Below are 25,836 nucleotides of genomic sequence, written 5' to 3'. Positions count from 1 at the left end.
ACTGAGTGGATAGTAACTTTTACGCGAGGTTAGGTGTGAAAATAGAGATAGGGGGACATTTACTCAGGTTGGATGCTCTCATTTAGCGATCTACTTCAAATTACTCAAATTAATTTCAAATTTTTAATTTTCTCTGATTCCCAAAATCAAATAGTAACCCTCTTGAAATGTAAGTATTTTTACCTATATCGAGTGCTGATTAATCAAATCTAGGGATTAAAATATTTTTCTATAGCGCCGATAAAGTTAAATATTGTCAGATTATCCCACCAAAAGAGAAATTCTATGCAGAAACTTCGAAATTACTCAATTCGCACTGTGGTCTTCGTATTATTAAGTATTTTGTGTCTGATCTTGGGGGGAACGAATGTATACAGTGGTTGGTCATTATCACGCATTGCTGATGGAAATGATATTGATAGGCAATTGGTGCAACAAATGACCGTCCTTAGTCAAGGAAATGATCAGTATTTTCGTTTTGTCACACGACTAACTCGAGTCATGGAAAGTAAAAGCCAAGGGAAAGATGTGGATTATGCCCCTGTAAAAGAAGCGATGTCCAATATGGGGAAATATTTAGAGCAAATGAAGTCGATTTCTCCTGGACCGATGGATCCTGAAGTATCAGATTTGGTGATCAATAATTGGCAATCACTGCTAGATGATGGCGTCACGCCTCAACTCGCATTGAGTATGGACAACGATTCGGACAAATATTTAGCGCATGCCCATAATGTAACACCTGCATTAAGCCGAGCTTTTGGCGCTTCAATTCAGCAATTTAATCAGACGGCTGATGAATTGATCAGCCATACTCGGCAGAATGTTGATAGCGTGATAGATATTACACAAGTGGTCATGATCGTCACTGCAATATTAGGGATCTTCATGCTCATTTTTACGGATCGCTATATGGCAGATATGATGCAAAAACCATTAGGGCTACTGAGGCAACATTTTACTCAAATTGCGAAAGGGGATTTAAGCCATCCTGTACAGCCATTCGGAAACAGCTGTGTAGGAAAATTATTTCCAATACTTGAAGGGATGAGAAAAGATTTAAGTGAATCGGTCAATACAATCCGACAAGGAAGTGAAAATATTTATCTGGGGGCAAGTGAGATTTCAAACGGTAATAGCGATCTTTCATCTCGAACAGAAGAGCAGGCCGCCGCTTTAGAGGAGACGGCTGCTAGTATGGAGGAAATTACCGCTGCAGTTCAACTGAATATGGAAAACACACACCAAGCTAATCAATTAGTAGGCGAAGCGTTCGTGGTCGCTAATAAAGGGAATAGCATTGTTGATTCTGTTGTCGTGACCATGACTGAAATCTCCCAAAGCTCACAAAAAATAGCAGATATTATCAACATGATTAACGATATTAGTTTTCAAACGAATATCTTAGCGCTCAATGCGTCTATCGAAGCGGCTCGTGCTGGTGTGCATGGACGCGGTTTTATGGTAGTCGCTGCGGAAGTGCGCAAGTTAGCGAGCCACAGTGCGGAAGCCGCGATGGAAATTGAACGACTAATTGCCGATTCAGGAGCTTGCGTTCAGAAAGGAACGGGTTTGGTGAATGAAATGGGAAAAACGATGGAGAATATCTTACAGGGAATTAATGAGGTAACAGCAATTATGGAGCAAATCACCGTGGCTTCAGAAGAGCAGAGCAAAGGAATAGCCCAAGTTGGAGTCGCGATTACACAGATGGACGGCGTTACACAGCAAAATGCCTCTTTAGTTGAACAAGTGGCAACTGCAGCTAGTTCATTAGCGGGGCAAACGCAAGAATTACAACAAGCGGTTCAGCAGTTTAATTTATCCACACAAACGGTCTAGCACATTATTTTTTGCAAATAAAAAGCCCTCACTGCATAACAGTGAGGGCTCACAAAAACACTGCATTAACCGACTAGGATTAGTTCATGCCGTATTTTTTCAGTTTCTTACGCAGAGTGCCGCGGTTGATACCCATCATCAGGGCTGCACGGGTCTGGTTTCCACGGGTATATTGCATAACCATGTCCAACAAAGGCTGTTCTACTTCAGCCAATACCAGCTCATATAAATCATTAACATCTTGATTATTTAATTGAGCAAAATAGTTCTTCAGTGCTTGCTTAACTGAGTCACGTAACGGTTTTTGAGTTACTTGATCTTGTGAATTTACAGTAGCAACGGTTAGTACGTCAGAATTTACGCGTTGTTCGAACATAGTTCTGTCAGCTCTTATCTTTATTTACGCAAAAATTTTCAAAAAATGCTTCCAACACCTCCAGCTGTTCGCTGGCATCCTCAATGGTGTTGAATGAGCGCCGAAACTGGTCATCAGGTGCATGTTCTTTTAAGTACCAAGAAACATGTTTGCGCGCTATACGGGCTCCTTTGCCTTGACCGTAAAAGTCGTGCAATTCCTGTACATGCGCTAGCATAATACGCTTTACCTCTGCCATTGGCATTGGTGGCAATATTTCACCTGTGTCCAGATAATGCTGGATTTCCCGGAAGATCCAGGGTCTTCCCTGAGCCGCTCTGCCTACCATCAAGGCATCCGCCCCTGTGTAGTCTAAAACAGCTCTGGCTTTTAGCGGGTCAGTAATGTCGCCATTGGCAATAACCGGAATGGTAACAGTCTGCTTAACTGCCCGAATATTGTCATATTCAGCTTCCCCATTAAACAGACAGGCTCTAGTTCTGCCATGAATAGTGAGAGCTTGAATGCCGCAATCTTCGGCCAATTTGGCAATCTCTATGCAGTTTCGCTCTTCAGGTGACCAGCCTGTGCGGATCTTAAGGGTGACAGGCACATCCACTGCTTTGACGACACCTTCAAGAATCGATTTAACGATGTCTGGATAGCGTAGTAGTGCAGAGCCTGCAAGCTTACGATTCACTTTTTTAGCTGGACAGCCCATGTTGATATCGATGATTTGAGCGCCACTCTCAACGTTGATTTGAGCCGCGGCAGCCATTTCATCGGGATCATTGCCAGCTATTTGCACGGAACGAACCCCAAGTTCATCGCGATGAACCATTCTGAGTCTAGATTTGTCGGTCTTCCAAACTTGAGGATTAGAAGAAAGCATCTCTGATACTGTCATCCCAGCACCCATGTCATAACAGAGCGACCTAAACGGTTTATCTGTAATGCCTGCCATGGGGGCAGCAATAAGACAGTTTCTCAACTGATATTGTCCGATTCGCATAACTAAATGGGGGCCATACTGTGACTGCAAGGGCGCGTATATTACGCATTTTTTACGAGATATGAAAGGACAAACTTTGAGCAAACGGTTATTTATCACTAATTTTTTTATCTTGCATCTCTGCAATTATAAAATTAGTTATATTTAACAAATAGTTAATTAGATATTATAACGATTTATTAAAATAACTGTTGTGCTGTTCAAATCTCGTGCAGAACAGATTATCGCCAGCTATTGAGCAATATTTGAGCTATAAGATAATCTATTCTGGCGTTGTTTTCAAAGAAATTATTCTCTAATTTTAATAAAAAAACTCATTAAAAATGCTTGACACCCGTAATCCTGCACCATTCTTCTTTTTCAGCAACAGGGTCGATTTCAAAAGTTGAACGATAAGCGTCAGCCACTCCTTCTGCTTGAGTGGCGAGCACGCCAGAAAGACCTAATAACCCACCTGGGTGGGGTAGCACGCTAATCATAGGGGCGAGCTCACGCAATGGGCCTGCAAGGATGTTAGCAACCACGACATCAGCTTGTAAGTCATTAGGCTGGTCTTTTGGTAGGTATAGGGATAAACGCTCTGAAACACCGTTACGTTGCGCATTATCGCGGCTTGCAGTGATAGCTTGAGGGTCGATGTCGATCCCGATCGCATGAGCGGCACCTAATTTTAATGCGGCGATCGCTAAAATCCCAGATCCGCAACCAAAATCGATCACAGTTTTACCTTCTAGATCAAGGCCATCTAACCATTGCAGGCACAATGAGGTGGTTGGATGTGTGCCAGTACCAAAAGCGAGGCCAGGATCTAACATTACATTGACTGCCGTTGGATCGGGCACATCGCGCCAACTTGGGCAGATCCACAAGCGTTCCCCAAAGCGCATCGGATGAAAGTTATCCATCCATTCTCTTTCCCAATCTTTGTCTTCTAATTGTTCGATTTTATGGATAAAACCTGGACTCAATATCGGGCTATTTTCTAGTTGAGCGACGACAAATTTCATGTCGGTTTCTGCGTCATATAGACCGATAACATCGGTGTCACCCCAAAGGCGCGTTTCCCCCGGAAGCGGCTCAAAAACAGGAGTATCGTGGCTGTCTTGAAAGGTGACAGACACCGCACCGCTTTCGATTAACTCATCGCCAAGGGCTTCGGCATCTTTTGCGGTTGAGTTTATTTTGATTTGTATCCAAGGCATTGTTTTTTCTCTTCTAAAATGCTCGTCATTCTTCACGCCATAGCGTTGTTGGCTGCGCTCACTAACCCTAGTCACATACTGGTGTATGCTCCTAGGGATTAGCTCGTTTGCCGCCTATCTATGACGCGAATTATCTAGAGCATTGCATTTGTTCATTTACATTAGGTAACGCCAAATTCACCTATCAGTAGATAGGAATCAGTGAGTGCTAGTTACCTGTTCGTTTGCTGGTGATTGTACTGGATTTTTGCCAAAAAGATTACCTAGAAGGAAGGCAATAAGACTAAAAATCAGTGATGGGACGATAGCGTGAAAGCCCATGATTTCAATTTTAAAACTTGCCAATATGGCATAACTGACGCCTCCGATGACCATACCACTGATAGCACCTGTTCCATTGGCTTTTTCCCAGTAGAGCCCGAGGACTAATGGCCACAAGAAAACAGCTTCTAAACCACCAAAAGCCAGTAAATTCAGCCAGATAATCATCTGAGGTGGGTTCCATGCTGCAACTAAAAGCAATGCACCTAAGACCAAAGTGGAAAGGCTAGAGATCCGTGCAAGACGCTTTTCATTTTTGATTTGTGTTGGCATGGTATTCAGATAGATATCTTTTACGATGGTTGCCGAGGACTGTAGTAGTTGTGCGTTGATCGTTGACATAATTGCGGCCATCGGTGCCGCTAAGAAAATTCCCGCTGCAAATGGTGGTAGAACTTGTACCATCAAAGTAGGGATCACTTGGTCTGGGATTGTGAGGTCAGGTAAAATTGCACGACCGAGAGCTCCCGCAAAGTGCATACCAAACATCAGTATCGCCATGACGATGGTTCCCAAAATAATACCTCGATGAACTGCTTTACTGTCTTTATATGAAATACAACGTACCGCAGTATGAGGTAAACCAATCACCCCAAAACAGACTAAAACCCAAAACGAAGCTAAAAATGGCCCGCTTAAAATATCATCTGCACCTTCAGGCGAAACCAATTTTGGGTCTATGGTATGCATTTTTTCTATGGCTGCGGGTAAACCACCTGCATGGTAAATAATTGCAACCAGCAGGATCACCGTACCTAAAAGCATCACTAGGCCTTGCAGTGCGTCATTCAGGACGCTGGCTCTAAACCCACCAATTGCGGTATAGAGTGCGATAGATACCCCAAAAATTATTAACCCGTAAGTATATGGAATACCTGCTGCTGTTTCTAATAAGCGCGCACCACCAATAAATTGCACTGTCATCGCGCCAAAAAAGGCAATGAGTAGGCTAACACTGGCAAACCACACTAAAAACCGACTTTGGTAGCGTGCATACAGCATATCGTTGAGTGTAACGGCATTATAGCGACGCGCCAAAATAGCAAATTTTTTACCTAGCACGCCGAGGGAAAGCCAAATCGCGGGGAGTTGGATCATCGCCAATAGCACCCAACCTAGGCCATATTTATAGGCAGCTCCCGGTCCTCCAATAAAAGAACTCGCACTGATATAGGTTGCTGTGATGGTCATCGCAAGGACAAAGCCGCCCATTGAACGATTACCTAAAAAGTATTCATTTAAAAACTCGCCTTTTGTTCGTTTTTTATATGCATAAATGGATAGCAAAAAGACGAGAGCTAGGTAGCCGACGAGAGGCAGGAGAACTTCAATCTGCATCATTCTCCTCCAAAGAGATGTCTTTAAAAATCAGTTTAACCATCATAATGCAGAGCAAAATAAAAATGATGGGTAAGATGAGACAAGACCATTCAAACCACAGTGGTAGCCCTGTAATTCCAAGCGTGTTGTCCGGTAGGTAGACACTAATAACCCAGCCGACCAGATAGGCGATAGTCAAATAAAATGACCAGCGCGCTTCTTTATTTGATTGAAGAAAACGTTTATCCACCCGTTATTCCCCTTCATTCCCATAAAAATAATCAGCAATTGTACGATAATCTGTGGACTGAGTGTGAAAAATACCAGAAGAAAAGTGCACTAAAGCGTATTTAACACAAAAAAATACCGCAACGCAGGGCGTTACGGTATCGATTGACGATAAGTTAAACAGGTTATCGCTGACTTATTCAGCAATACCCAGTTTTTTCTCTAAATAGTGGATATTAGTTCCACCTTTTTGGAAGTTTTCATCGTTCATAATCATTTGGTGCAATTCAATATTGGTTTTAATACCATCGACGATTAATTCGTTTAACGCATTTTTCATACGAGAAATAGCGATTTCACGAGTTTCACCATAGGTAATTAATTTACCAATCATTGAGTCATAATACGGAGGTACAGTGTAGCCTGCGTAAATATGAGATTCCCAACGTACGCCAAAACCACCAGGTGAGTGGAAACGGGTGATTTTACCTGGGCTAGGGATAAAGGTTTTTGGGTCTTCTGCGTTGATACGGCACTCAACAGCATGGCCATGCACCACGATGTCTTCTTGCTTCACAGATAATGGTAACCCAGAGGCAACACGCAGTTGCTCTTTAATCAAGTCTACACCAGTGATCATTTCAGTTACTGGGTGTTCAACTTGAATACGGGTATTCATTTCAATGAAGTAGAACTCACCGTTTTCGAACAAGAACTCAAAGGTACCTGCACCACGATAACCGATTTCAATACACGCATTAGCGCAGCGCTCACCGATATTACGGCGAATTTCAGGTGTAATACCCGGTGCTGGTGCTTCTTCAACCACTTTTTGGTGGCGACGTTGCATTGAACAGTCACGCTCAGCCAAGTAAACCGCATGGCCTTGGCCATCAGCCATGACTTGAATTTCAATATGACGTGGGTTTTCAAGGAATTTTTCCATGTAAACCATATCATTATTAAAAGCGGATTTCGCTTCAGCACGTGTCAGGTTGATCGAAGATTCTAAATCTTTTTCATTGCGTACCACACGCATACCACGACCACCACCACCACCAGATGCTTTGATGATGACAGGGAAGCCGATACGTTTTGCGATGGCTTTATTTTTTTCAGTGTCGTTCCCTAATGGGCCATCAGAACCCGGAACACAAGGTACACCGGCTTTTTTCATCGCGTTAATTGCAGAAACTTTATCACCCATTAGGCGGATGGTTTCAGCTTTTGGACCGATAAAAACAAAACCAGAGTTTTCAACTTGTTCTGCAAAATCTGCGTTTTCAGCCAAGAAACCATATCCTGGGTGAATCGCTTGAGCACCTGAAATCTCCGCTGCGGAAATAATCGCAGGGATATTTAAGTAACTTTTCGCTGATGCTGCTGGGCCGATACAAATTGTTTCATCAGCCAGTAACACGTGTTTTAGATCGCTATCTGCCGTAGAGTGAACCGCTACTGTTTTGATGCCGAGTTCTTTACAGGCACGCAAAATACGTAATGCGATTTCTCCGCGGTTAGCAATAACAATTTTTTCCAGCATGGAAACGCCTCGTTATTCGATGACAACTAATGGCTCGTCAAATTCTACTGCATCACCGTTTTGCAACAGAATGGCTTTAACAACGCCTGCTTTATCTGCTTCGATTTGGTTCATCATTTTCATCGCTTCAACGATGCAAAGTGGGTCACCAACGCTGACCGTTTGACCAATCTCAACGAATGGTTTCGCTTCAGGGCTTGGCGCGCGGTAGAAAGTACCGACCATTGGTGAGCGAACCTGATGACCTGCAACTGCAGCAGGTGCAGCTGGCGCTACCATAGCTTCAGATGGTGCAACCGCATTAGCCAAAGCAGGTTGTTGTGCAACCGGTGCTGAGTAATATTGTTGAGGTGCAGCCATAACCTGGGAAGCAGGTGAAACGCGGCTGATACGTACTGACTCTTCACCTTCAGAAATTTCCAGTTCAGAAATGCCAGACTCTTCGACCAGCTCGATCAGCTTTTTAATTTTACGAATATCCATGGATATGATTCCGTACTCTTATATTTGGATTGAATTAATTAGGCGCAGACGGTTAACCGCTGCCTGTAAAGCAAAACTATAACCATCAGCACCTAGACCACAAATTACACCGATTGCTTTATCGGAGAAATAAGAATGTTGGCGAAATGATTCCCTAGCGTGCACATTAGACAAGTGGATCTCGATAAACGGGATACTCACCGCGAGTAATGCATCACGTAGTGCAACACTGGTATGTGTGAATGCAGCCGGATTGATGAGAATAAAATCAACATCATGACGTGCAGCATGAATTTTATCGATGAGTTCAAATTCTGCGTTTGACTGAAAATGACTCAATTTTACCCCTAACTGGCTAGCCTCTGACTCCAGCTTGGATACGATATCGGCAAGAGTTTGGTTGCCGTATTTATCGGGTTCCCGTGTACCTAGCAGGTTTAGGTTTGGCCCATTCAAGAGTAAAATGTGAATATCTTCTGCCATTATGCTGCTAACTCCGACGATATTATCAATAGCCCGACAACATAACGCGATGCTAAGCGTTTGTCATCTTTTATCATAAAAATAAATGGATTTTCTACTGACAAGGTTCGTCATTATAATTATTTCGTGACATATAGCAGCAAAATACTGGTCTTATCAGAGAAAATACCCGAATTTATTTTAGAAAATGTGCGGTAATCCCTATTTAGGCGAAAGTACCGCAATAAATTGGTGACTAACCTCGCAGGTTAACTAGCGTACGCCCAGTCACTTCATTTTTTAAGAGTTTTTTTGCATATTCGACAGAATCTTCTAATTTAATCTCATTGCTGACTTGCTCATAGAAAGACGGAGGTAGAAGTTCCGCGAGTCGTTGCCATACTTTAGGGCGATTTGCGGCAGGGTAGTAAACCGAATCTACACCTTGTAGGCGGACATTACGTAAAATAAATGGCATGACACTGGTTGGTAAGTCGAAGCCACCCGCTAAGCCGCAGGCGGCAACAGTCCCATTATAGTGTGTTTGCGCAAGAAGATTAGCGAGTAATTCACCACCTACTGTATCAATCGCACCCGCCCACAACTGTTTGTCTAATGGTTTAGCAGGATGAGTGAAATCACTACGAGGTAATACCCTCTTGGCACCTAAACTTTGCAGGTAGCTGCTGTTTTCTTCACGACCTGAAATCGCGACAACCTCATAACCTAATAAAGAGAGTAATTGCACGGCAGTACTACCTACACCACCGCTTGCACCACTTACGATGACTTCGCCTTTATCAGGAGTCACACCAGCTTCTTCTAGGGCATTTACGCAAAGCATTGCTGTAAAGCCGGCGGTGCCAATAACCATTGCTTGTTTTAAGGACAAATTTTCTGGAAGAGGGGTTAAATACTTTGCGGGGACTCTTGCTTGAGAGGCTAACCCGCCCCAATGCGTTTCACCCACCCCCCATCCAGTCAGTAGCACATGTTGGCCAACTTGGAAGCGTGGGTCTTCACTGTGGTGGATCACGCCTGAAAAATCGATACCAGGTACCATCGGATATTGGCGAACAACTCCCGCCTTTCCACAAATGGCTAACCCATCTTTATAATTGAGTGTGGACCAATGAATATCGACTATAATATCACCGGCCGGGAGCATTTCTGTCGTTAGAGGTTGAATGCCTGAGATAATTTTATCTTCCGATTGTTGCAGGATGAGAGCTTTCATCTTTCACTCCTAATAAAATGATTAAATATGTACTTTAAAAGTGCCTAAAATTTGCGGGTAATTCATTGACGTAGTGACAGTGTTTAAGCTATTAATATTGTAATTAATTTGTAAAAAATAATTTTTTTCTGGCATAAATAGGCTTTTATCATGCAAAATATCGCATCTCGACGGATTCATTTTGCGTATTGACATAAATTTGCCGCGTTTTTGGTAGATAATAGAGCGAACACCCAGCGAATTCACCCAATTTGTATTGGAAATAGCCAGTGTGTAGCAATAATAAAAAGAACTAAATAATATTTGAACTTGTTGCCCCAATAACTTGTCACACTGGGAAGAAAAAGATGGAGTATATAACAACCAAAGAGTAGATGTTTTTCTGTATAATTTTATCCTGTAGGTAAAGAATACAATTAATATCTATTTTTGGGGTTTTTATCTGCTTCGTTTACATAAGAAGCATGTACAGTACGGTACGTGAAAAATAGATGAATTAACCATATTTATAGAAGCAGCTCATTAACGCCTTGAGGCAGCTTCAAGTGGTTGGTAGAGTAGACGGGTTTAAATTCGTCCCCAGCTTGCAGGATAACTCTTTCGTTATGTTTAAAAAATTTCGTGGCATGTTTTCTAATGACCTGTCTATTGACTTGGGTACGGCCAATACCCTTATTTATGTCAAAGGACAAGGCGTAAAATTAAATGAACCCTCTGTAGTTGCTATTCGTCAAGACCGCTCTGGATCGCCAAAAAGCGTTGCTGCAGTCGGTGGTGAAGCGAAGCAGATGCTGGGACGTACACCAGGCAATATTTCGGCAATCAGGCCAATGAAAGACGGTGTTATCGCTGACTTTTTCTTGACTGAAAAAATGTTACAGCACTTCATCAAACAAGTTCATAGCAACAGTTTTTTACGCCCTAGTCCGCGAGTCCTTGTTTGTGTGCCTGTTGGTGCAACACAAGTTGAGCGTAAAGCCATTCGTGAGTCCGCGCTAAGTGCGGGTGCGCGTGAAGTCTTCTTAATTGAAGAGCCGATGGCTGCAGCTATTGGTGCTGGGTTACCTGTATCAGAAGCTACAGGCTCAATGGTTGTTGATATTGGTGGTGGTACGACAGAAGTCGCTGTTATTTCTTTAAATGGCGTTGTTTACTCTTCTTCGGTACGTATTGGTGGTGACCGTTTCGATGAGTCTATCATTAACTATGTACGTCGTAATTACGGCTCGCTGATAGGTGAAGCGACAGCAGAACGCATCAAACATGGAATTGGTTCTGCTTTCCCAACCGATGAAGTTTACGAGATTGAAGTTCGCGGTCGTAACCTTGCAGAAGGTGTGCCTCGCGGATTTAAAATGAATTCCAATGAAATTTTAGAAGCATTGCAAGAACCTCTGACAGGAATTGTCAGTGCGGTAATGCTAGCACTTGAACAGTGTCCTCCTGAACTGGCCTCAGATATCTCAGAACGCGGTATGGTCTTAACGGGTGGTGGCGCGCTTCTTCGTAATTTAGATCGCTTATTGATGGAAGAAACGGGTATCCCGGTTATTGTTGCAGAAGATCCACTAACTTGTGTCGCGCGTGGCGGCGGTAAAGCGTTAGAAATGATTGATATGCACGGTGGCGACCTGTTTAGCGAAGACTAAATGGCCTTTTAGAAACGGTTGGGGAGGTTCTCCAACTGTTTTGACTATTTTTTGTTCCTCTGACATTAGCGAAACTTAGCCACACATGAAGCCAATTTTTAGGCGAGGTCCATCCCTACAGTTACGCATATTTTTTGCGGTAATCATTGCACTTGTACTGGTGGTGATTGACCATCGTTTTGAGCCTTTCAATAAAGTCCGTAACTACTTAGACACGGCGGTTAGCCCATTCTATTTTTTAGCGAATGGCCCACGCCAATTTCTAGATAATATTTCGGAAAGTTTCTCTTCAAGAGAACAACTGCAATTCGAAAACAAAGCCTTACGACAAGAGCTATTACTGAAAAAAGCGGACAACTTGCTTTTAGAGCAACTTAAGCAGGAAAATGCACGCTTAAGGGAGTTACTTGGCTCACCACTTCGCCAAGATGAACACATGATGGTAACGCAAGTTATTTCAGGCGCGAATACGCCATATCGTGACCAAGTGGTTATAGATAAAGGCAGTAATGAAGGCGTTTATGAAGGGCAGCCTGTTATTAGTGATAAAGGTGTTGTTGGCCAAGTGGTTGGGGTAAGTAATTTTAATAGCCGTGTCCTGCTAATTTGTGACACTACCCATGCATTGCCTGTGCAAGTATTACGTAATGATGTTCGTGTGATTGCAGCCGGTTCTGGATGTGCTGATGATATCCAATTAGAACCGTTACCTGAAAATACCGATATTCGTGTTGGTGACGTCCTTGTCACGTCAGGGCTAGGGGGGCGTTTCCCTGAAGGTTATCCAGTAGGGGTGGTCTCTGCCGTAAAACACGACACACAACGAGCGTATACCATCATTAGCGCGAAGCCGAGCGCCGAATTGCAGCGTTTACGTTACCTTCTGTTATTATGGGGAAATGATAACGACCCCAAAACGCCACTACAGCCTTCGGAAGTTTATCGTGCAGCAAATGAACGATTAATGAAAGTATTGCCGCAAGTGTTACCTAATCCGAATGAAATTCAGGGGCCTCCATTGCCACCATCAATGGCTCCGACGTCACAACCATAAGTAGAGGAAACACAGTATGGTTATGGGCAAGAGAGTAAATTAGCATGGATGAGTATCGCGGAAATGGCCGTGCCATCATTTGGTTATCGTTTTTTATTGCGTTGATTTTACAAGTCATGCCTTGGCCGGAACAACTCAGTTTTTACCGGCCATCATGGCTTCTGTTGATTCTCACTTATTGGGTGATGGCATTACCACACCGAGTGAGTGTTGGTACGAGTTTTATTTTAGGGATTATCGTAGATTCCATTCAGGGCTCTGCACTGGGAGTGCATGCTCTTTCTTTTAGCATTATTTGCTATCTCGTCTCTTATAAACACCAATTGTTGCGTAATATGGCGTTGTGGCAGCAAGCTCTGGTGATTATGTTACTCACTATCATTCAAGATCTTGCTGTTTTTTGGGCTGAATTTCTATCATCACAAGTATTATTCCACCCGCAAGTATTTTGGAATAGCTTAGTGAATGGTATTCTATGGCCATGGCTCTTTTTACTTTTACGTAAAATTCGTCGGCAATTTTCAGTATGTTAGGGTGTTAGTTGTCGGTCTGACTGGGAATACAGTTTATGTGTTTAATTTATCTTGCGTCCGGCTCCCCCCGTCGACGTGAACTTGTTCAGCAACTTAATTATACCTTTGAGGTTTTACGTCCAGAGGTAGAAGAACAGTGGCAGGAGGGGGAGTTGCCTCAAGACTATGTTCAACGTCTTGCACGAGATAAATCTTTAGCCGGTGTTGCGATTGCACCCGATAATCAACCGGTTTTGGGCGCAGATACAATCGTTGTTCTCGCAGGGGAAATTTTAGAAAAACCGCGAGATAATCAGCACGCAGAAGAGATGCTAAGTGCATTATCAGGAAAAACCCATCAAGTGATGACGGCTATTGCCTTATCCAACCGTCAACAGACAATGCAGTCACTAATTGTGACAGATGTGACATTCCGCGAGTTATCTTTACTCGAAATACGGGATTATATACAGTCAGGAGAGCCAATGGATAAGGCTGGCGCTTATGGAATTCAAGGCATTGGTGGGCGTTTTATACGTAAAATTAATGGCAGCTACCATGGGGTTGTTGGTTTACCACTGGTTGAAACAGACGAGCTAATTCAGCGATTTTTAGCGTTAAGTGATGGTAAGGGGAAGTCATGACTGCGGAACTATTAGTGAACATTACACCATCTGAAACGCGCGTTGCTTATATTGATGGTGGGATATTACAAGAAATTCATGTTGAGCGAGAAGCAAAAAGAGGATTAGTAGGGAATATTTACAAAGGCCGCGTGAGCCGTGTCTTACCGGGGATGCAGGCGGCCTTTGTTGATATTGGTCTAGATAAAGCGGCCTTTTTGCATGCTTCGGATATTATGCCCCATACGGAATGCATTGCGGGTGACGAACAAAAAAACTTTCATGTCAGGGATATTGCTGAGCTCGTTAAGCAAGGACAAGATTTAATCGTTCAAGTCGTCAAGGACCCCCTTGGCACCAAAGGCGCTCGCCTTACTACAGATATAACTCTCCCTTCTCGCTATTTGGTCTTTATGCCAGGAGCTTCCCATGTAGGCGTTTCTCAACGCATTGAAAGTGAAGTTGAAAGAGAACGCCTAAAAGAGTGTGTTTCACAGTATTGTGATGAAAATGGTGGTTTTATCATCCGTACGGCAGCAGAAGGGGTCGGGGAAGAGGAAGTTAAACAGGATGCGGCCTTCTTAAAGCGCCTGTGGGCGAAAGTGATTGAACGAAAAAAACGTAATGTGACTCGCACAAAAATCTATGGTGAATTAGCGCTTGCTTACCGCATTATCCGTGATTTTGCAGGTGCTCATCTTGATCGTATTCGTGTTGACTCCCGTTTGACCTATACTCAATTGCAAGAGTTTATCGAAGAGTATGTACCAGAAATGACGGCTAAGCTCGAACTTTATCAAGGTAATCAGCCAATATTTGACTTGTTTGACGTTGAAAACGAAATTCAGCGAGCCATGGATCGAAAAGTGGAGCTAAAATCAGGTGGTTATTTGATTATCGACCAAACTGAAGCCATGACGACGATTGATATCAATACTGGGGCATTTGTTGGCCATCGTAATCTTGAAGAAACCATCTTCAATACTAATATCGAGGCGACTCAAGCGATAGCAAGGCAACTGCGTTTACGTAACTTAGGCGGTATTATTATTATTGACTTCATCGACATGGTTGACCCTGAACATCGTCGGCGTGTGCTAGCATCATTAGAACAGGCATTGAGCAAAGATAAAGTCAAAACCACCATTAATGGTTTTTCGCAACTGGGTTTAGTTGAAATGACGCGTAAGCGCACAAGAGAAAGCCTAGAACATGTGTTATGCGATGACTGCCCAACTTGCCAAGGGCGTGGAACCGTTAAGTCAGTAGAAACAGTTTGTTATGAAATTTTACGTGAAATAGTTCGCGTTCACCGGACTATCGATGCAGATAGGTTCTTAGTTTATGCATCCCAAGCGGTGGTTGATGTCCTTAAAGGGGATGAATCACATGCCCTTGCAGAAGTTGAAATCTTTGTTGGGAAGCAAGTTAAAGTTCAGACTGAACCTCTTTACAGTCAGGAACGTTTTGACGTCGTAATGATGTAATAAGGAGATTTGAGTGAGACGACTGCCACGTGTAGCACTGGTGACGACCGCGGTTATATTATTGCTGTGTGCATTAGTGCTGTCAGGGCTGCGTTTTCTTCTGCCAAATATTGACAACTATCGACAAGATCTGGTCGATTATGTTGAAAAAAAGACCGATGTATCTGTACAAATTGGTAAAATCGAAGGAGCTTGGCAATCTTTTGGCCCTGTACTGACGTTATCCGATGTCGCTTTACAGAGTAAAACTACGGATGCTACCGCGAATACCATTACGGTTGAGTTAGATATCTGGAGCTCATTATTTTCTCTACGCTGGCGCTTTCGTGATTTAACCTTCTATCAGTTAAATGTTGATTATAAAGTTCCTTTAAGCCTTGGAGACTCCGCGAAAGGCGAGTCTTTAGATAGCATTGAAGAGCTATTTTTACGGCAATTCGACCACTTTATATTAAAAGAAAGCCAATTAACCTTCCTCACACCTTCTGAACAAAAAACAACGCTGATTTTACCCGAGCTTTCATGGCTGAATGACAATGAACGGCATCGTGCTCAAGGTTTTGTGAGTCTTGAAACCATTAATAAGCAGCATGGCTATCTGCAAGTAAAGCTTGATGTGTCAGATAAAAACGGCGTGTTAAGTGACGGCATTTTTTATCTACAAGCGGATAATATTGATATGCAGCCATGGCTTAGCCGCTGGCTGCGTGACAATACTTCATTGCGGGATGCCAATTTTAGCCTGTCTTCTTGGGTAACCCTGAGAAATCATCGAATTGACAGCGGCCTTATTCAACTACGACAAGGCGAAGCTAACTGGGGAACGGGCGAATTAGCCCAAAACCTACAAGTTAATGATTTGCTTTTGCGAATGAAAAGGCAGGGGAATGGGTGGTTATTTAACATTCCTGAGCTTGATACCTTGAAAACCAATGAGTTTATCTGGCCGCAAGGGAGCGTCTCTGTATTGTATTTGCCTGCCAGCAAAAAATATCAAGATAATGACCATTGGCGCATCCGTGCTAAAGATATTGAACTCGAACGTTTAAGCGAAGTTTTGCCCACATTTTCTTTTTTGACTCCTGAAATGGTACAAGATTGGCAACATCGCCAACCAACTGGTGTAGTGAGTGAATTTGCCCTTGATATCACACAAAACATGCCTGAAAACGTACAAATCAACATGGATTGGCAAAATGTCAGCTGGAAAAAATGGAAAGAGTTGCCTTCAGTCAATCATTTTTCGGGTGTTTTAATTGGTGGCATGCAAAGTGGTAGTGCCACAGTTAGCTTGCAAGATAGTGAAGTGGACTATCGCGATGAATTTAAAGCTCCTTTTTTAATAGAGACGGCAACAGGTCAGTTCCATTGGGTAAATAATGACAGTGAATTTAAACTGTGGAGCCCATCATTAGAGGTACAAGCTCAGTCTCTTTGGGCAAATGGTGAGTTTCGTTACGCAAAAGCGAAAAAAGGAAATTATGCCGATCTCGCCATTCTTGCCGGAATTCGTTTAGATGATGCAGGGGATGCGTGGCGTTATTTCCCACAAAAATTAATGGGGCAAGATGTGGCGGATTACCTGACGAAAGCCATTATCGCAGGTAGTGTAGATAATGCGACGTTGGTCTATAAAGGTGACCCAGCTCATTTCCCATACGATAACAATGATGGGCAATTCCAAGTTTATGTCCCTCTGCGTAATGCGACATTCGAATATGACAGTGAATGGCCTGCATTATTGAACTTAGATATGGATTTAGACTTTAGGCGTGCAGGGCTATTTATGCATGCACCAACGGTAAAACTGGCGGATGCCACAGCAACCAATCTTGATGCCAATATCCCTGATTACACTAAAGAAATGCTGTATATCAATGCAGATATCAATGGAACTGGCAAACAAATCCAGCAATATTTTGTGCATACCCCGATGAACCACTCAATTGGCGATACGCTTGAAGAGTTACAAATTGGGGGAACTGTTAATGGCCAGTTAGGGTTATCTATTCCACTGGTGGCGGGTAAGGATGTTGTTGCCAAAGGAAAGGTCAATCTCAATAAAAATGATTTATATATTCAGCCAATTGATAGCACTATTTCTGCTTTAACGGGCAGCTTTGAGTTTAACAATGGAGATTTACGCGGTGACAACCTGCGTGGACACTGGTTTGAACAGCCAATTACTGTTGATTTCACCACTACAGATCAAGCAAAAAATTATTTAGTGGATGTGAATATTAACGGAAACTGGGTGGTAAATAAGTTGGCAATGTTACCTGCTGAGATTAAACAAAAATTATCAGGAACCACTGACTGGAAAAGCCAAGTTGCCATCACCATTCCAAATACGGCGAAAGAACCTGTTGGCTTGCAAATCGATGTCACGGCAGGGCTAAAACAACTGAAAAGCCAGCTACCCGCTATTGATAACGCTCTATTAGCCGAACTTGGGCAAATTAATGTTCAGGCTAAAGGAACAACAGAACAGTTGGTAGTTGGTGGTGATATCGGTAAGCGCATTGGTTTTAATACTCAATGGGGATTGAGTGACAAACCTCTGAGTTTATTAAAAGCCCATATTGCCCAATGGCGTGACGGTATTCCTGAACTCCCTAAAAACTCAGCTTTTATTGTCGATTTGCCAGCGATTACTGATATGAACTGGGAGAAATTAGCTGGGTTACTAGTGTCATCCCATAGCCGCGAAGGTGGTATGAATATTGGCTTGCCGGATATGCTCCAGGTCAATATTCCATCAATCTACCTCGCTGGGCAGCAATGGAACGCAGTAAACTTTTCTTATGATTTACAACGGCCTGAGCAGTTGGTCAGTATCAACAGTGAAAACCTAAAAGGCTCGTTACAAATCTTTGCTTCACAGCCTTGGCAGGTCGCTATTGATTATTTGTATTACAACCCTAGCACTTCCTCTAGTGCTCAAATCAATGACCTTGCCACAACACAATTTGATTTTAGCCAATGGCCACAATTGCAGTTTCACTGTAAAGAGTGTTGGGTCGCTGGGCAGAAATTGGGGGAAATTAGCGCTAATATCCAACCTAAAGGCACTTTATTGCAACTGACAGATGGCACGCTAGATAACAGCGTCACGAAATTAAAGTTAGATGCTATTTGGAACAGCGAAAAAGGCAATAAAACACAAATTGCAGGTTCATTAACCGGTGAAGCTTTTGACGAAACGGCGGCGTATTTTGGTATATTGGTTCCCATTATCCAATCACCTTATACTATTGAATTTGATTTAGATTGGGCTAATTTGCCTTGGTCACCTGATATCGCCTCTTTAAATGGTAAAATGTCTGCAAAATTGGGCAAAGGAGCGATTGCACAAATGGGCGGTGGTCGTGCAGGGCAAATATTGCGTCTAGTCAGTTTTGATGCCCTGTTGCGTAAACTACGATTTGATTTTAGCGATACATTTAGTGATGACTTTGATTTTGACTCCATTAAAGGGGATGCGACCATTAAAAATGGTGTACTGGTTTCGAAAAATACCTATGTTGATGGTTTAGTTGCCGATATCGCTTTTAATGGCCAAATTGATCTTGTTAAACGCCAAATTAATGTTGAAGCCGTCATTACACCGGAAATATCTGCTACAGTAGGAGTAGCAACCGCGTTTGTAGTAAACCCATTTGCAGGCGCTGCCGTATTTGCGGCAACGAAAGTGCTCGGTCCACTATGGAGTAAAGTTTCCGTTATTCGTTACCGAGTAACAGGTAGTTTGGACGAGCCGAAAATTGATGAAGTATTACGTCAACTGAAGGAGACTCAAGAGTAATGAAAAATGGCAACGTTGCACTTTTGCAGTTATGTAGCGGAAATAATACTAAACACAATTTGGCGCAAATCGAACAACAGATCAAACAGTTACCAGAGACTGTTGAGTTAGTACTGACCCCTGAAAATGCATTGTTATTTGCGGATGCGGCGACTTATCGTAAACAAGCGGAAGAGCAAGGAAAAGGCCCTTTGCAAAGTGCGATCAGCGAAATGGCCAAACGTTATCATGTTTGGATTTTAATTGGCTCAATGCCAATGATTAGCCGTGAAGACCCTGAACGTATTACAAGTAGTAGCTTATTATTTGATTCCGAAGGAAATATTAAAGCTCGCTACGATAAAATTCATATGTTTGATGTCAATATCGAAGACGAGCAAGGCACCTATAACGAGTCTGTGATTTATCAACGCGGTGAACATATCACTGTCGTTGATACACCCGTTGGTCGTCTTGGCATGACAATTTGCTATGATTTACGTTTTCCTGGTTTATTCCAAGCATTACGTGAACAAGGCGCAGAAATTATCTCTGTACCTGCTGCATTTACCCGTTACACCGGTCAAGCACATTGGGAGCCGTTATTACGTGCTCGTGCGATAGAAAACCAATGCTATATTTTAGCGCCTGCTCAAGTCGGTGTGCACGGTACGCGTCGCACATGGGGGCACAGCCTTGCAGTTGATGGGTGGGGTAAAGTGATGAAAAAGAACGTGGATGCAGTTGCGTCTACGGTACTGAATATTAAAACGGACAGCTTGAGTGTCATGCGAGAGCAAATCAAAGTGGTGAAACATAACCGCTTTAGACCGCAATTGACATCCTTGATTAAAAAAGAAACCAAAGAGTAACGAATATGAGTTTAGTTTCTGTCAGCGAACATTTGCTGGCCGCCAACCGCCTTGGGCAAGAAAATCTGTATGACATTTTAGGTTTGTTATCTGAGCGCCATCTGGATTATGCGGATCTGTTCTTTCAATCGAGCTTCCATGAATCATGGGTGCTTGAAGATAGGATCATCAAAGATGGCTCTTACAATATCGACCAAGGTGTTGGTGTGAGAGCAGTCAGTGGTGAAAAAACCGGTTTTGCTTACGCAGACCAAATTTCGCTACATGCGCTGACACAAAGTGCGACCGCAGCACGCAGCATTGTGAATGAGCAAGGCTCTGGTAAATCACAAATTTTAACTAATGTTGAATATAAAAAACTGTATTCAGCAGCAGACCCACTGCAAAGCTTATCGCGGGAACAAAAAATTGATTTGCTGCACCGTGTTGACCAAGTTGCACGCGCAGAAGACCCACGTGTTATCGAAGTCAATGCCAGTTTAACGGGTGTTTATGAACAAGTGCTAGTCGCCGCAACAGATGGCACTTTGGCGGCAGATATTCGCCCGTTAGTGCGTTTGTCGGTCAGCGTGCTGGTGGAACATGACGGTAAGCGCGAACGCGGTGCAAGTGGCGGTGGTGGCCGTTATGGTTACGAATATTTCTTGGAAATTCATCAAGGGCAAGTGGTTGCTGAGCAATATGCACGTGAAGCGGTGCGTATGGCGCTGGTGAATTTGTCTGCGATCGCAGCGCCTGCTGGAATGATGCCGGTTGTGCTGGGTGCTGGTTGGCCAGGGGTTCTATTGCATGAAGCGGTAGGCCATGGTTTAGAAGGTGACTTTAACCGTCGCGGCACCTCTGTTTTTTCAGGTCAAATAGGCGAACAAGTGGCATCACCATTGTGCACTGTGGTGGATGATGGCACGATAGCGGGCCGTCGAGGCTCTCTCGCCATTGATGACGAAGGGGTACCTGGGCAGTATAACGTCCTAATAGAAAATGGTATTTTACGTAATTATATTCAAGATAAACTGAATGCACGCCTGATGGGAGTTGCTCCAACAGGTAATGCACGTCGTGAATCTTATGCGCACTTACCTATGCCGCGTATGACCAATACCTACATGTTAGCAGGTACATCAACGCCAGAAGAAATTATTGCGAGTGTGGATAAAGGCATTTATGCACCAAACTTTGGTGGTGGTCAGGTAGATATCACCTCAGGTAAATTTGTATTTTCAACATCAGAAGCTTACCTGATTGAAAAAGGTAAGATTACTTCTCCTGTGAAGGGAGCGACGTTAATTGGCTCGGGTGTTGAAGCTATGCAGCAGATTTCAATGGTTGGTAATGACTTAGCGCTAGATAAAGGCGTTGGTGTTTGTGGCAAAGAAGGCCAAAGTGTCCCTGTTGGTGTAGGCCAACCTACATTAAAACTGGACAAACTGACTGTTGGCGGTACCGCATAATCGTTCTTGGCGATATAAACTAGGCTCTGCTCGCCCTTGTAACAACTTCTTGTCGATGTTGTGACTGGGGCGATTGTGTGCCTGCAAAGCACAAAACAACTGAGGTGTTATGAATAAACGTTTTTTACCCGTCGTATTGATGGCTATTTTGATTGTGATTAGCCTTTATTTTAATGGTGGAGATAAAACACCATCTGAACCATCCGTTAATCAAAGCAATCTACCTTCTCGTGAAGCGATAACGCCAAAAGAAACACCACAACCGATTGATAAGCTGACTGCACAAGATAACGTGGTTAGTTTTATGGAAAAATATCAAAAACTTCCCGCTTTCTATATGACGAAAAAACAAGCCCGTGAAGCCGGATGGGATGCGAAAAAAGGTAATCTTTGCGATGTGTTACCTGGAAGAGCGATTGGTGGCGACCGTTTTTCTAACCGTGAGAAAAGTTTACCCATTGCACAAGGACGCCAATGGTTTGAAGCAGACATTAATTATCGCTGTGGTCATCGCGGGGCGGACCGTTTGCTATACTCATCAGATGGGATGATTTTTGTGACTCATGACCATTATAAGAGCTTTACACAAGTCAACTAAAGGAAATACCGTGATGAGCAAACAGGTGAGCTTTGATTTCAGGCAGATAAACTCATTGAATGATTTTTATGACCAATTTGCTCAACAATTTTCCCTTCCTGATTGGTTTGGTCATAATCTTGATGCTTTGTGGGACATGGTTTCCGCAGGCATTGAGTTACCTGTAACCATCACGTTTTCACATATGACCGCGGAACAACGTATAAAATTCGCAGATGTTATTGATGTGATGAATGACGCACAAGACATGTGGGAAGAAGAGTTTATTTTTGCTTTAGATATAACAAAAAGCTCTAACTAATATTCCTATCACTCATGGTAAAGTCTAAATAAGATAACTGAGCTGATAGGGGTCTTTAGGATGAATAACGTTACTTGCACTGCATTTCCACTAAAAGAAAAAAAATTTCTTATTGTTCATGGTTACACGGCATCCCCTGAAAAAAATTGGTTTCCATGGTTGAAATCAGAGCTTGAAGCCTTAGGCGCTTTTGTTAACGTCCCCACCATGCCTGACTCTTTAGCCCCCAACCCTGAAAGGTGGCAGCAGCGCTTGCAGCATTTACCTTTTGATATTGATGAAAATACGATTTTGATTGGCCATAGCTTAGGTTGCGTTACTGCATTGCGGTTTCTTCAACATGCAGGGCAATCGGTGGCAGGTTATGTATTGGTATCAGGGTTTGACGAAGAACAGCCTACATTGCCTGAATTACAGCCTCACACCGTTGAACCATTGAATTATGACGAACTCATAAAAGTGGCAAATAATCGAATATCGATTATATCAACCAATGATGAAATTGTGTCGCCGGGGTCTTCGAAAGCATTGGCAGAGGCCTTAAAAACACAGGTTATTATTGAGGAATCTGCTGGGCATTTCCTTGATAGAGAAGGCTATACTGAGTTCAAAACACTACTTGATACGATCAAAACGCATTTTAGCTAGTTATGGTTGGTAAGAACACTAGGCACACTGGTTTTGAGTATTTCAATCAACTCTGGGTCCATATATGGGTAATCATCAGGAATATCCAGAACATGAAGCGGTTTGTATTCCAAAAGGCGGGGGAAATCTGCTTTTAAGCGGTTTTTATGTTTTTGCTCCATCACAAAAATTACATCTGCCCAGCGGATTAAATCCGCATTAACAGGGCGCTTCGCATTGCGGCTCGTTCCCGCTGAACGGGTGACCCAACTTTCATGGTTGCGCCAGATCTGTTCAGCGGTTGGACTACGCCATTGGTTTTTACTGCAAATGAATAAAATATTCACGAGTTGTTGTGTATCTCTTCAAGGCTAATACGGGCAAGCTGTATATTACTTACTTGCGGGTATGCCATACCTAATTGGGCTGCACGGATCATTTTTTCGCTACGGCCGTACATTTGTTTCCAGTTTTTTTCAGGTGTATAGCAGTCAACTAGTCGTGAATTTAGTTGATCACGGGATTTATTGATTCGAGCTTTGGCTCTGCGCCATGCTCTATTTCGGGTATTATCCATATCTTCCTCATTATTTATCGGGGTTCAGCAGCCGCGATAATACGGGTCAGAGTATGTCTAACAATGGCATGATAGGTTGTTTCGGCAGCGCTATCAACACGCTTCTGGCTTTTTCAGATTATTGCTTAATTTACAAAAAAAAATCCCCTAGCCGTAGCATAGGGGATAATTCATTAAGCCATTTCAGAGAGATCTTTCAAATATTGAAAGATTTGGCGATAAGCTTTTGGCGGTTTGTTGCCTTCACGCTCTTTTTTTGCATTACGGACTAATGCACGCAGTTGTTGCCTGTCTGTTTGTGGGAACAGGGCAACCACGTCTTCAATGACTTCATCACCGCCATCTAATAAACGGGTACGTAAGTCTTCCAGTTTATGTAAAATTACCACTTGCTGGTTGTGGCGGTTTTTAAGCTTGTCCAGAGCCTCAGTAATGGGCTCAACCTCACGTGAACGTAATAACTTACCAATCAATTGCAATTGGCGGCGACGGCCTTCACGTTTGATTTTTTGGGCAAGTTCAATGGCTTCAAGTAATTGAGTATCTAACGGGATGCGTTCTAATTCACTTTTACTTAAATCAACGAGCTCAGCCCCTAACTTTTTGAGGATCTCAGCATCGCGTTTAATTTCGCTTTTACTGACCCAAATGATTTCCTCGTCTTCTTCGTCTTGCGGCGCTGGGATATCATCCAGCCAGTCATCAGGCTGTTTGGCCATATCGATTTTCCTTTTTACCGAACACAGTGGTTTAATTACGCGTAATTAATATGATTTACTGTGTTGTGAGTGTTAACATTCATCTATTATATATTGTAACTGGGAAAACCCCTCTATGACTACCTAGCATTTGCTTGTTAGGGCAGAAAATCACGTTTCCCCCACATTATTGATTGGACTAAAGCATGAGTGTAACTGAACAAGTCACCGAACAACGTAAAAAACTCGAAGAAGCCGTCGCGCACGCATTAGAATTTGCTAAAACACGTTGTGATGCTGCGGAAGTCGCAGTAAACAAAAGCACTGGGATTAGTGTGAGTACCCGCCAAGGGGAAGTCGAAAATGTTGAGTTTAACAGTGATGGAGCGCTAGGGATCACCGTTTACCATCAACAACGTAAAGGCAGTGCGTCTTCAACAGATTTAAGCCCTGAAGCTATTGAACGGACTGTTCAGGCGGCAATTGATATTGCTAACTACACCTCAGAAGACCCGTGTGCAGGGCCGGCAGACAAATCTTTGCTGGCTTTTGAAGCACCAGACCTCAATTTGTTTCAAGCGAGCGAACTTTCTCCTGAAGAAGCGATCCGCTTAGCGTCGATTGCGGAAATGTCAGCATTAAATGCAGACTCCCGCATTGTGAATACGGAAGGCGGTAGCTTTAATGGGCACTACGGGGTTCGTGTATTTGGTAACTCCCATGGCATGCTGCAAAGCTATTGTTCAAGCCGCTATTCGATGTCAAGTTGTGTGATTGCTGAGCAAAATGGTGAGATGGAACGTGATTACGCTTATACGATTGGCCGTAGCTTAGGGGCATTACAGTCGCCTGAGTGGGTTGGGCAGGAGTGTGCTCGTCGTACTTTATCTCGTTTATCGCCACGTAAATTACCTACGATGAAAGCCCCTGTTATTTTTGCAGCAGAAGTGGCAACAGGCTTATTTGGTCATTTAGTGGGCGCGATTAGTGGCAGCAGCATTTATCGTAAATCCTCTTTTTTATTAGATAGCTTAGGAAAGCAAATTTTACCAAGCTGGCTAACTATCAATGAGCAACCCCATTTAATGGGCGGGTTGGCGTCATCACCTTTTGATAGCGAAGGCGTACGTACCTGTGAGCGCAATATTGTCGAAAATGGCGTTTTGCAAACGTGGTTAATGACCAGCTATTCTGCAAGAAAATTGGGTTTACAAAGTACGGGGCATGCTGGAGGTATCCATAACTGGCGTATTGCAGGCCAAGGGCTTTCATTCGATGCATTGCTGAAACAAATGGGAACAGGGCTAATCGTTACTGAATTAATGGGACAAGGGGTTAGTGGTATCACAGGTGATTACTCTCGTGGGGCTTCAGGTTTTTGGGTCGAAAACGGTGAAATTCAATATCCTGTGAGTGAGATTACCATTGCTGGAAATCTAAAAGAGATGTGGGCGAATATGGTCACTATTGCCGATGATATTGAAACCCGCAGTAATATTCAGTGTGGTTCGGTATTGATCCCAGAAATGAGTATTGCTGGGGAGTAGGTTTCTACTCTGCCCATTTAAAGGCAACAAAAAAGGCACTCAATTGAGTGC

The 25,836-nt window shown here is 43.1% G+C and carries 25 protein-coding genes; 13 read left to right on the top strand and 12 right to left on the bottom strand.

Annotated features, from left to right (window positions below; genetic code table 11):
• Positions 1-285: 285 nt before the first annotated feature.
• Entirely contained in the window at positions 286-1,842 is a 1,557-nt protein-coding gene (locus M1F26_RS15645; protein WP_140171473.1) for a methyl-accepting chemotaxis protein, read from the top strand.
• 79 nt (positions 1,843-1,921) lie between these two features.
• Here M1F26_RS15645 and fis read toward each other — a convergent pair whose 3' ends face one another.
• The 9 genes from fis to M1F26_RS15600 all read right to left on the bottom strand — a co-directional run bounded on the left by fis (position 1,922) and on the right by M1F26_RS15600 (position 10,005).
• Positions 1,922-2,218 carry a DNA-binding transcriptional regulator Fis gene (gene fis, locus M1F26_RS15640; protein WP_004258438.1) on the bottom strand — a complete coding sequence of 99 codons (297 nt, stop codon included), beginning with the start codon at positions 2,216-2,218 and terminating at the stop codon, positions 1,922-1,924.
• Between the two features lie 7 nt (positions 2,219-2,225).
• A complete protein-coding gene (dusB, locus tag M1F26_RS15635; RefSeq protein ID WP_004258432.1) occupies positions 2,226-3,209 on the bottom strand; it encodes a tRNA dihydrouridine synthase DusB in 984 nt (327 codons plus the stop codon).
• A gap of 317 nt (positions 3,210-3,526) precedes the next feature.
• Positions 3,527-4,411, bottom strand: a complete 885-nt coding sequence (gene prmA, locus M1F26_RS15630; RefSeq protein WP_140171686.1) for a 50S ribosomal protein L11 methyltransferase — start codon at positions 4,409-4,411, stop codon at positions 3,527-3,529.
• A gap of 198 nt (positions 4,412-4,609) precedes the next feature.
• Positions 4,610-6,070, bottom strand: coding sequence for a sodium/pantothenate symporter (gene panF / locus M1F26_RS15625; RefSeq protein WP_036958029.1), 1,461 nt, complete (start codon positions 6,068-6,070; stop codon positions 4,610-4,612).
• Positions 6,060-6,302 carry a DUF997 family protein gene (locus tag M1F26_RS15620; protein ID WP_140171495.1) on the bottom strand — a complete coding sequence of 81 codons (243 nt, stop codon included), beginning with the start codon at positions 6,300-6,302 and terminating at the stop codon, positions 6,060-6,062. The genes panF and M1F26_RS15620 overlap by 11 nt, the downstream gene beginning before the upstream one ends.
• 174 nt (positions 6,303-6,476) lie before the next feature.
• Positions 6,477-7,823: an acetyl-CoA carboxylase biotin carboxylase subunit gene (gene accC / locus M1F26_RS15615; RefSeq protein WP_140171496.1), complete on the bottom strand. Its 1,347-nt coding sequence runs from the start codon at positions 7,821-7,823 to the stop codon at positions 6,477-6,479.
• 12 nt (positions 7,824-7,835) lie between these two features.
• Positions 7,836-8,306 (bottom strand): acetyl-CoA carboxylase biotin carboxyl carrier protein, encoded by a 471-nt coding sequence (gene accB / locus M1F26_RS15610; protein WP_004258405.1) that lies wholly within the window; start codon positions 8,304-8,306, stop codon positions 7,836-7,838.
• Between the two features lie 18 nt (positions 8,307-8,324).
• Positions 8,325-8,789, bottom strand: coding sequence for a type II 3-dehydroquinate dehydratase (gene aroQ / locus M1F26_RS15605; protein WP_004258402.1), 465 nt, complete (start codon positions 8,787-8,789; stop codon positions 8,325-8,327).
• A gap of 235 nt (positions 8,790-9,024) precedes the next feature.
• Entirely contained in the window at positions 9,025-10,005 is a 981-nt protein-coding gene (locus M1F26_RS15600; RefSeq protein WP_140171497.1) for an oxidoreductase, read from the bottom strand.
• Positions 10,006-10,610: 605 nt separating this feature from the next.
• Between M1F26_RS15600 and M1F26_RS15595 the strand changes: the two genes are divergently transcribed.
• The 11 genes from M1F26_RS15595 (at position 10,611) to M1F26_RS15545 (ending at position 22,984) form a co-directional block, all read left to right on the top strand.
• Complete coding sequence (locus M1F26_RS15595) at positions 10,611-11,654, top strand: rod shape-determining protein (protein ID WP_004908213.1); 1,044 nt, start codon at positions 10,611-10,613, stop codon at positions 11,652-11,654.
• A gap of 85 nt (positions 11,655-11,739) precedes the next feature.
• The gene (gene mreC / locus M1F26_RS15590) at positions 11,740-12,708 is read left to right on the top strand and encodes a rod shape-determining protein MreC (protein ID WP_109911672.1); all 969 of its coding nucleotides are present in this window, start codon (positions 11,740-11,742) and stop codon (positions 12,706-12,708) included.
• A gap of 44 nt (positions 12,709-12,752) precedes the next feature.
• Positions 12,753-13,241 (top strand): rod shape-determining protein MreD, encoded by a 489-nt coding sequence (gene mreD / locus M1F26_RS15585; protein ID WP_004258382.1) that lies wholly within the window; start codon positions 12,753-12,755, stop codon positions 13,239-13,241.
• A gap of 35 nt (positions 13,242-13,276) precedes the next feature.
• Positions 13,277-13,864, top strand: coding sequence for a Maf family protein (locus tag M1F26_RS15580; RefSeq protein ID WP_140171498.1), 588 nt, complete (start codon positions 13,277-13,279; stop codon positions 13,862-13,864).
• The gene (gene rng / locus M1F26_RS15575) at positions 13,861-15,330 is read left to right on the top strand and encodes a ribonuclease G (RefSeq protein ID WP_004908223.1); all 1,470 of its coding nucleotides are present in this window, start codon (positions 13,861-13,863) and stop codon (positions 15,328-15,330) included. The genes M1F26_RS15580 and rng overlap by 4 nt, the downstream gene beginning before the upstream one ends.
• A gap of 13 nt (positions 15,331-15,343) precedes the next feature.
• On the top strand, positions 15,344-19,135 hold the full coding sequence (yhdP, locus tag M1F26_RS15570; RefSeq protein ID WP_140171499.1) for an AsmA2 domain-containing protein YhdP: 3,792 nt from the start codon (positions 15,344-15,346) through the stop codon (positions 19,133-19,135).
• On the top strand, positions 19,135-19,986 hold the full coding sequence (gene nit1, locus M1F26_RS15565) for a deaminated glutathione amidase (protein ID WP_004258360.1): 852 nt from the start codon (positions 19,135-19,137) through the stop codon (positions 19,984-19,986). The genes yhdP and nit1 overlap by 1 nt, the downstream gene beginning before the upstream one ends.
• A 5-nt stretch (positions 19,987-19,991) precedes the next feature.
• Positions 19,992-21,437, top strand: coding sequence for a metalloprotease TldD (gene tldD / locus M1F26_RS15560; protein ID WP_140171500.1), 1,446 nt, complete (start codon positions 19,992-19,994; stop codon positions 21,435-21,437).
• A 109-nt stretch (positions 21,438-21,546) separates the two neighbouring features.
• Positions 21,547-22,035, top strand: a complete 489-nt coding sequence (locus M1F26_RS15555; protein WP_140171501.1) for a ribonuclease domain-containing protein — start codon at positions 21,547-21,549, stop codon at positions 22,033-22,035.
• A gap of 13 nt (positions 22,036-22,048) precedes the next feature.
• Positions 22,049-22,336 (top strand): barstar family protein, encoded by a 288-nt coding sequence (locus tag M1F26_RS15550; RefSeq protein ID WP_096864405.1) that lies wholly within the window; start codon positions 22,049-22,051, stop codon positions 22,334-22,336.
• A 60-nt stretch (positions 22,337-22,396) separates the two neighbouring features.
• Positions 22,397-22,984: an RBBP9/YdeN family alpha/beta hydrolase gene (locus tag M1F26_RS15545; RefSeq protein WP_094961511.1), complete on the top strand. Its 588-nt coding sequence runs from the start codon at positions 22,397-22,399 to the stop codon at positions 22,982-22,984.
• Here M1F26_RS15545 and M1F26_RS15540 read toward each other — a convergent pair.
• The 3 genes from M1F26_RS15540 to yjgA form a co-directional block, all read right to left on the bottom strand.
• Entirely contained in the window at positions 22,981-23,310 is a 330-nt protein-coding gene (locus tag M1F26_RS15540) for a low molecular weight protein tyrosine phosphatase family protein (protein WP_140171502.1), read from the bottom strand. The genes M1F26_RS15545 and M1F26_RS15540 overlap by 4 nt on opposite strands.
• Positions 23,307-23,540: a hypothetical protein gene (locus M1F26_RS15535; protein ID WP_094961512.1), complete on the bottom strand. Its 234-nt coding sequence runs from the start codon at positions 23,538-23,540 to the stop codon at positions 23,307-23,309. The genes M1F26_RS15540 and M1F26_RS15535 overlap by 4 nt, the downstream gene beginning before the upstream one ends.
• Positions 23,541-23,713: 173 nt before the next feature.
• Positions 23,714-24,259: a ribosome biogenesis factor YjgA gene (yjgA, locus tag M1F26_RS15530; RefSeq protein WP_004258329.1), complete on the bottom strand. Its 546-nt coding sequence runs from the start codon at positions 24,257-24,259 to the stop codon at positions 23,714-23,716.
• 185 nt (positions 24,260-24,444) lie between these two features.
• On the opposite strand from yjgA, the gene pmbA reads away from it, so the two are divergent.
• Positions 24,445-25,785 carry a metalloprotease PmbA gene (pmbA, locus tag M1F26_RS15525; RefSeq protein ID WP_140171503.1) on the top strand — a complete coding sequence of 447 codons (1,341 nt, stop codon included), beginning with the start codon at positions 24,445-24,447 and terminating at the stop codon, positions 25,783-25,785.
• Positions 25,786-25,836 lie beyond the last annotated feature (51 nt).

Origin of the sequence: Providencia sp. PROV048 (assembly GCF_033688165.1) — a bacterium.
In the GTDB taxonomy this organism is placed as follows: domain Bacteria; phylum Pseudomonadota; class Gammaproteobacteria; order Enterobacterales; family Enterobacteriaceae; genus Providencia; species Providencia hangzhouensis.
The sequence above is the reverse complement of the archived record's forward strand: the minus strand, read 5'-3'. Positions and strand labels throughout refer to the sequence as shown.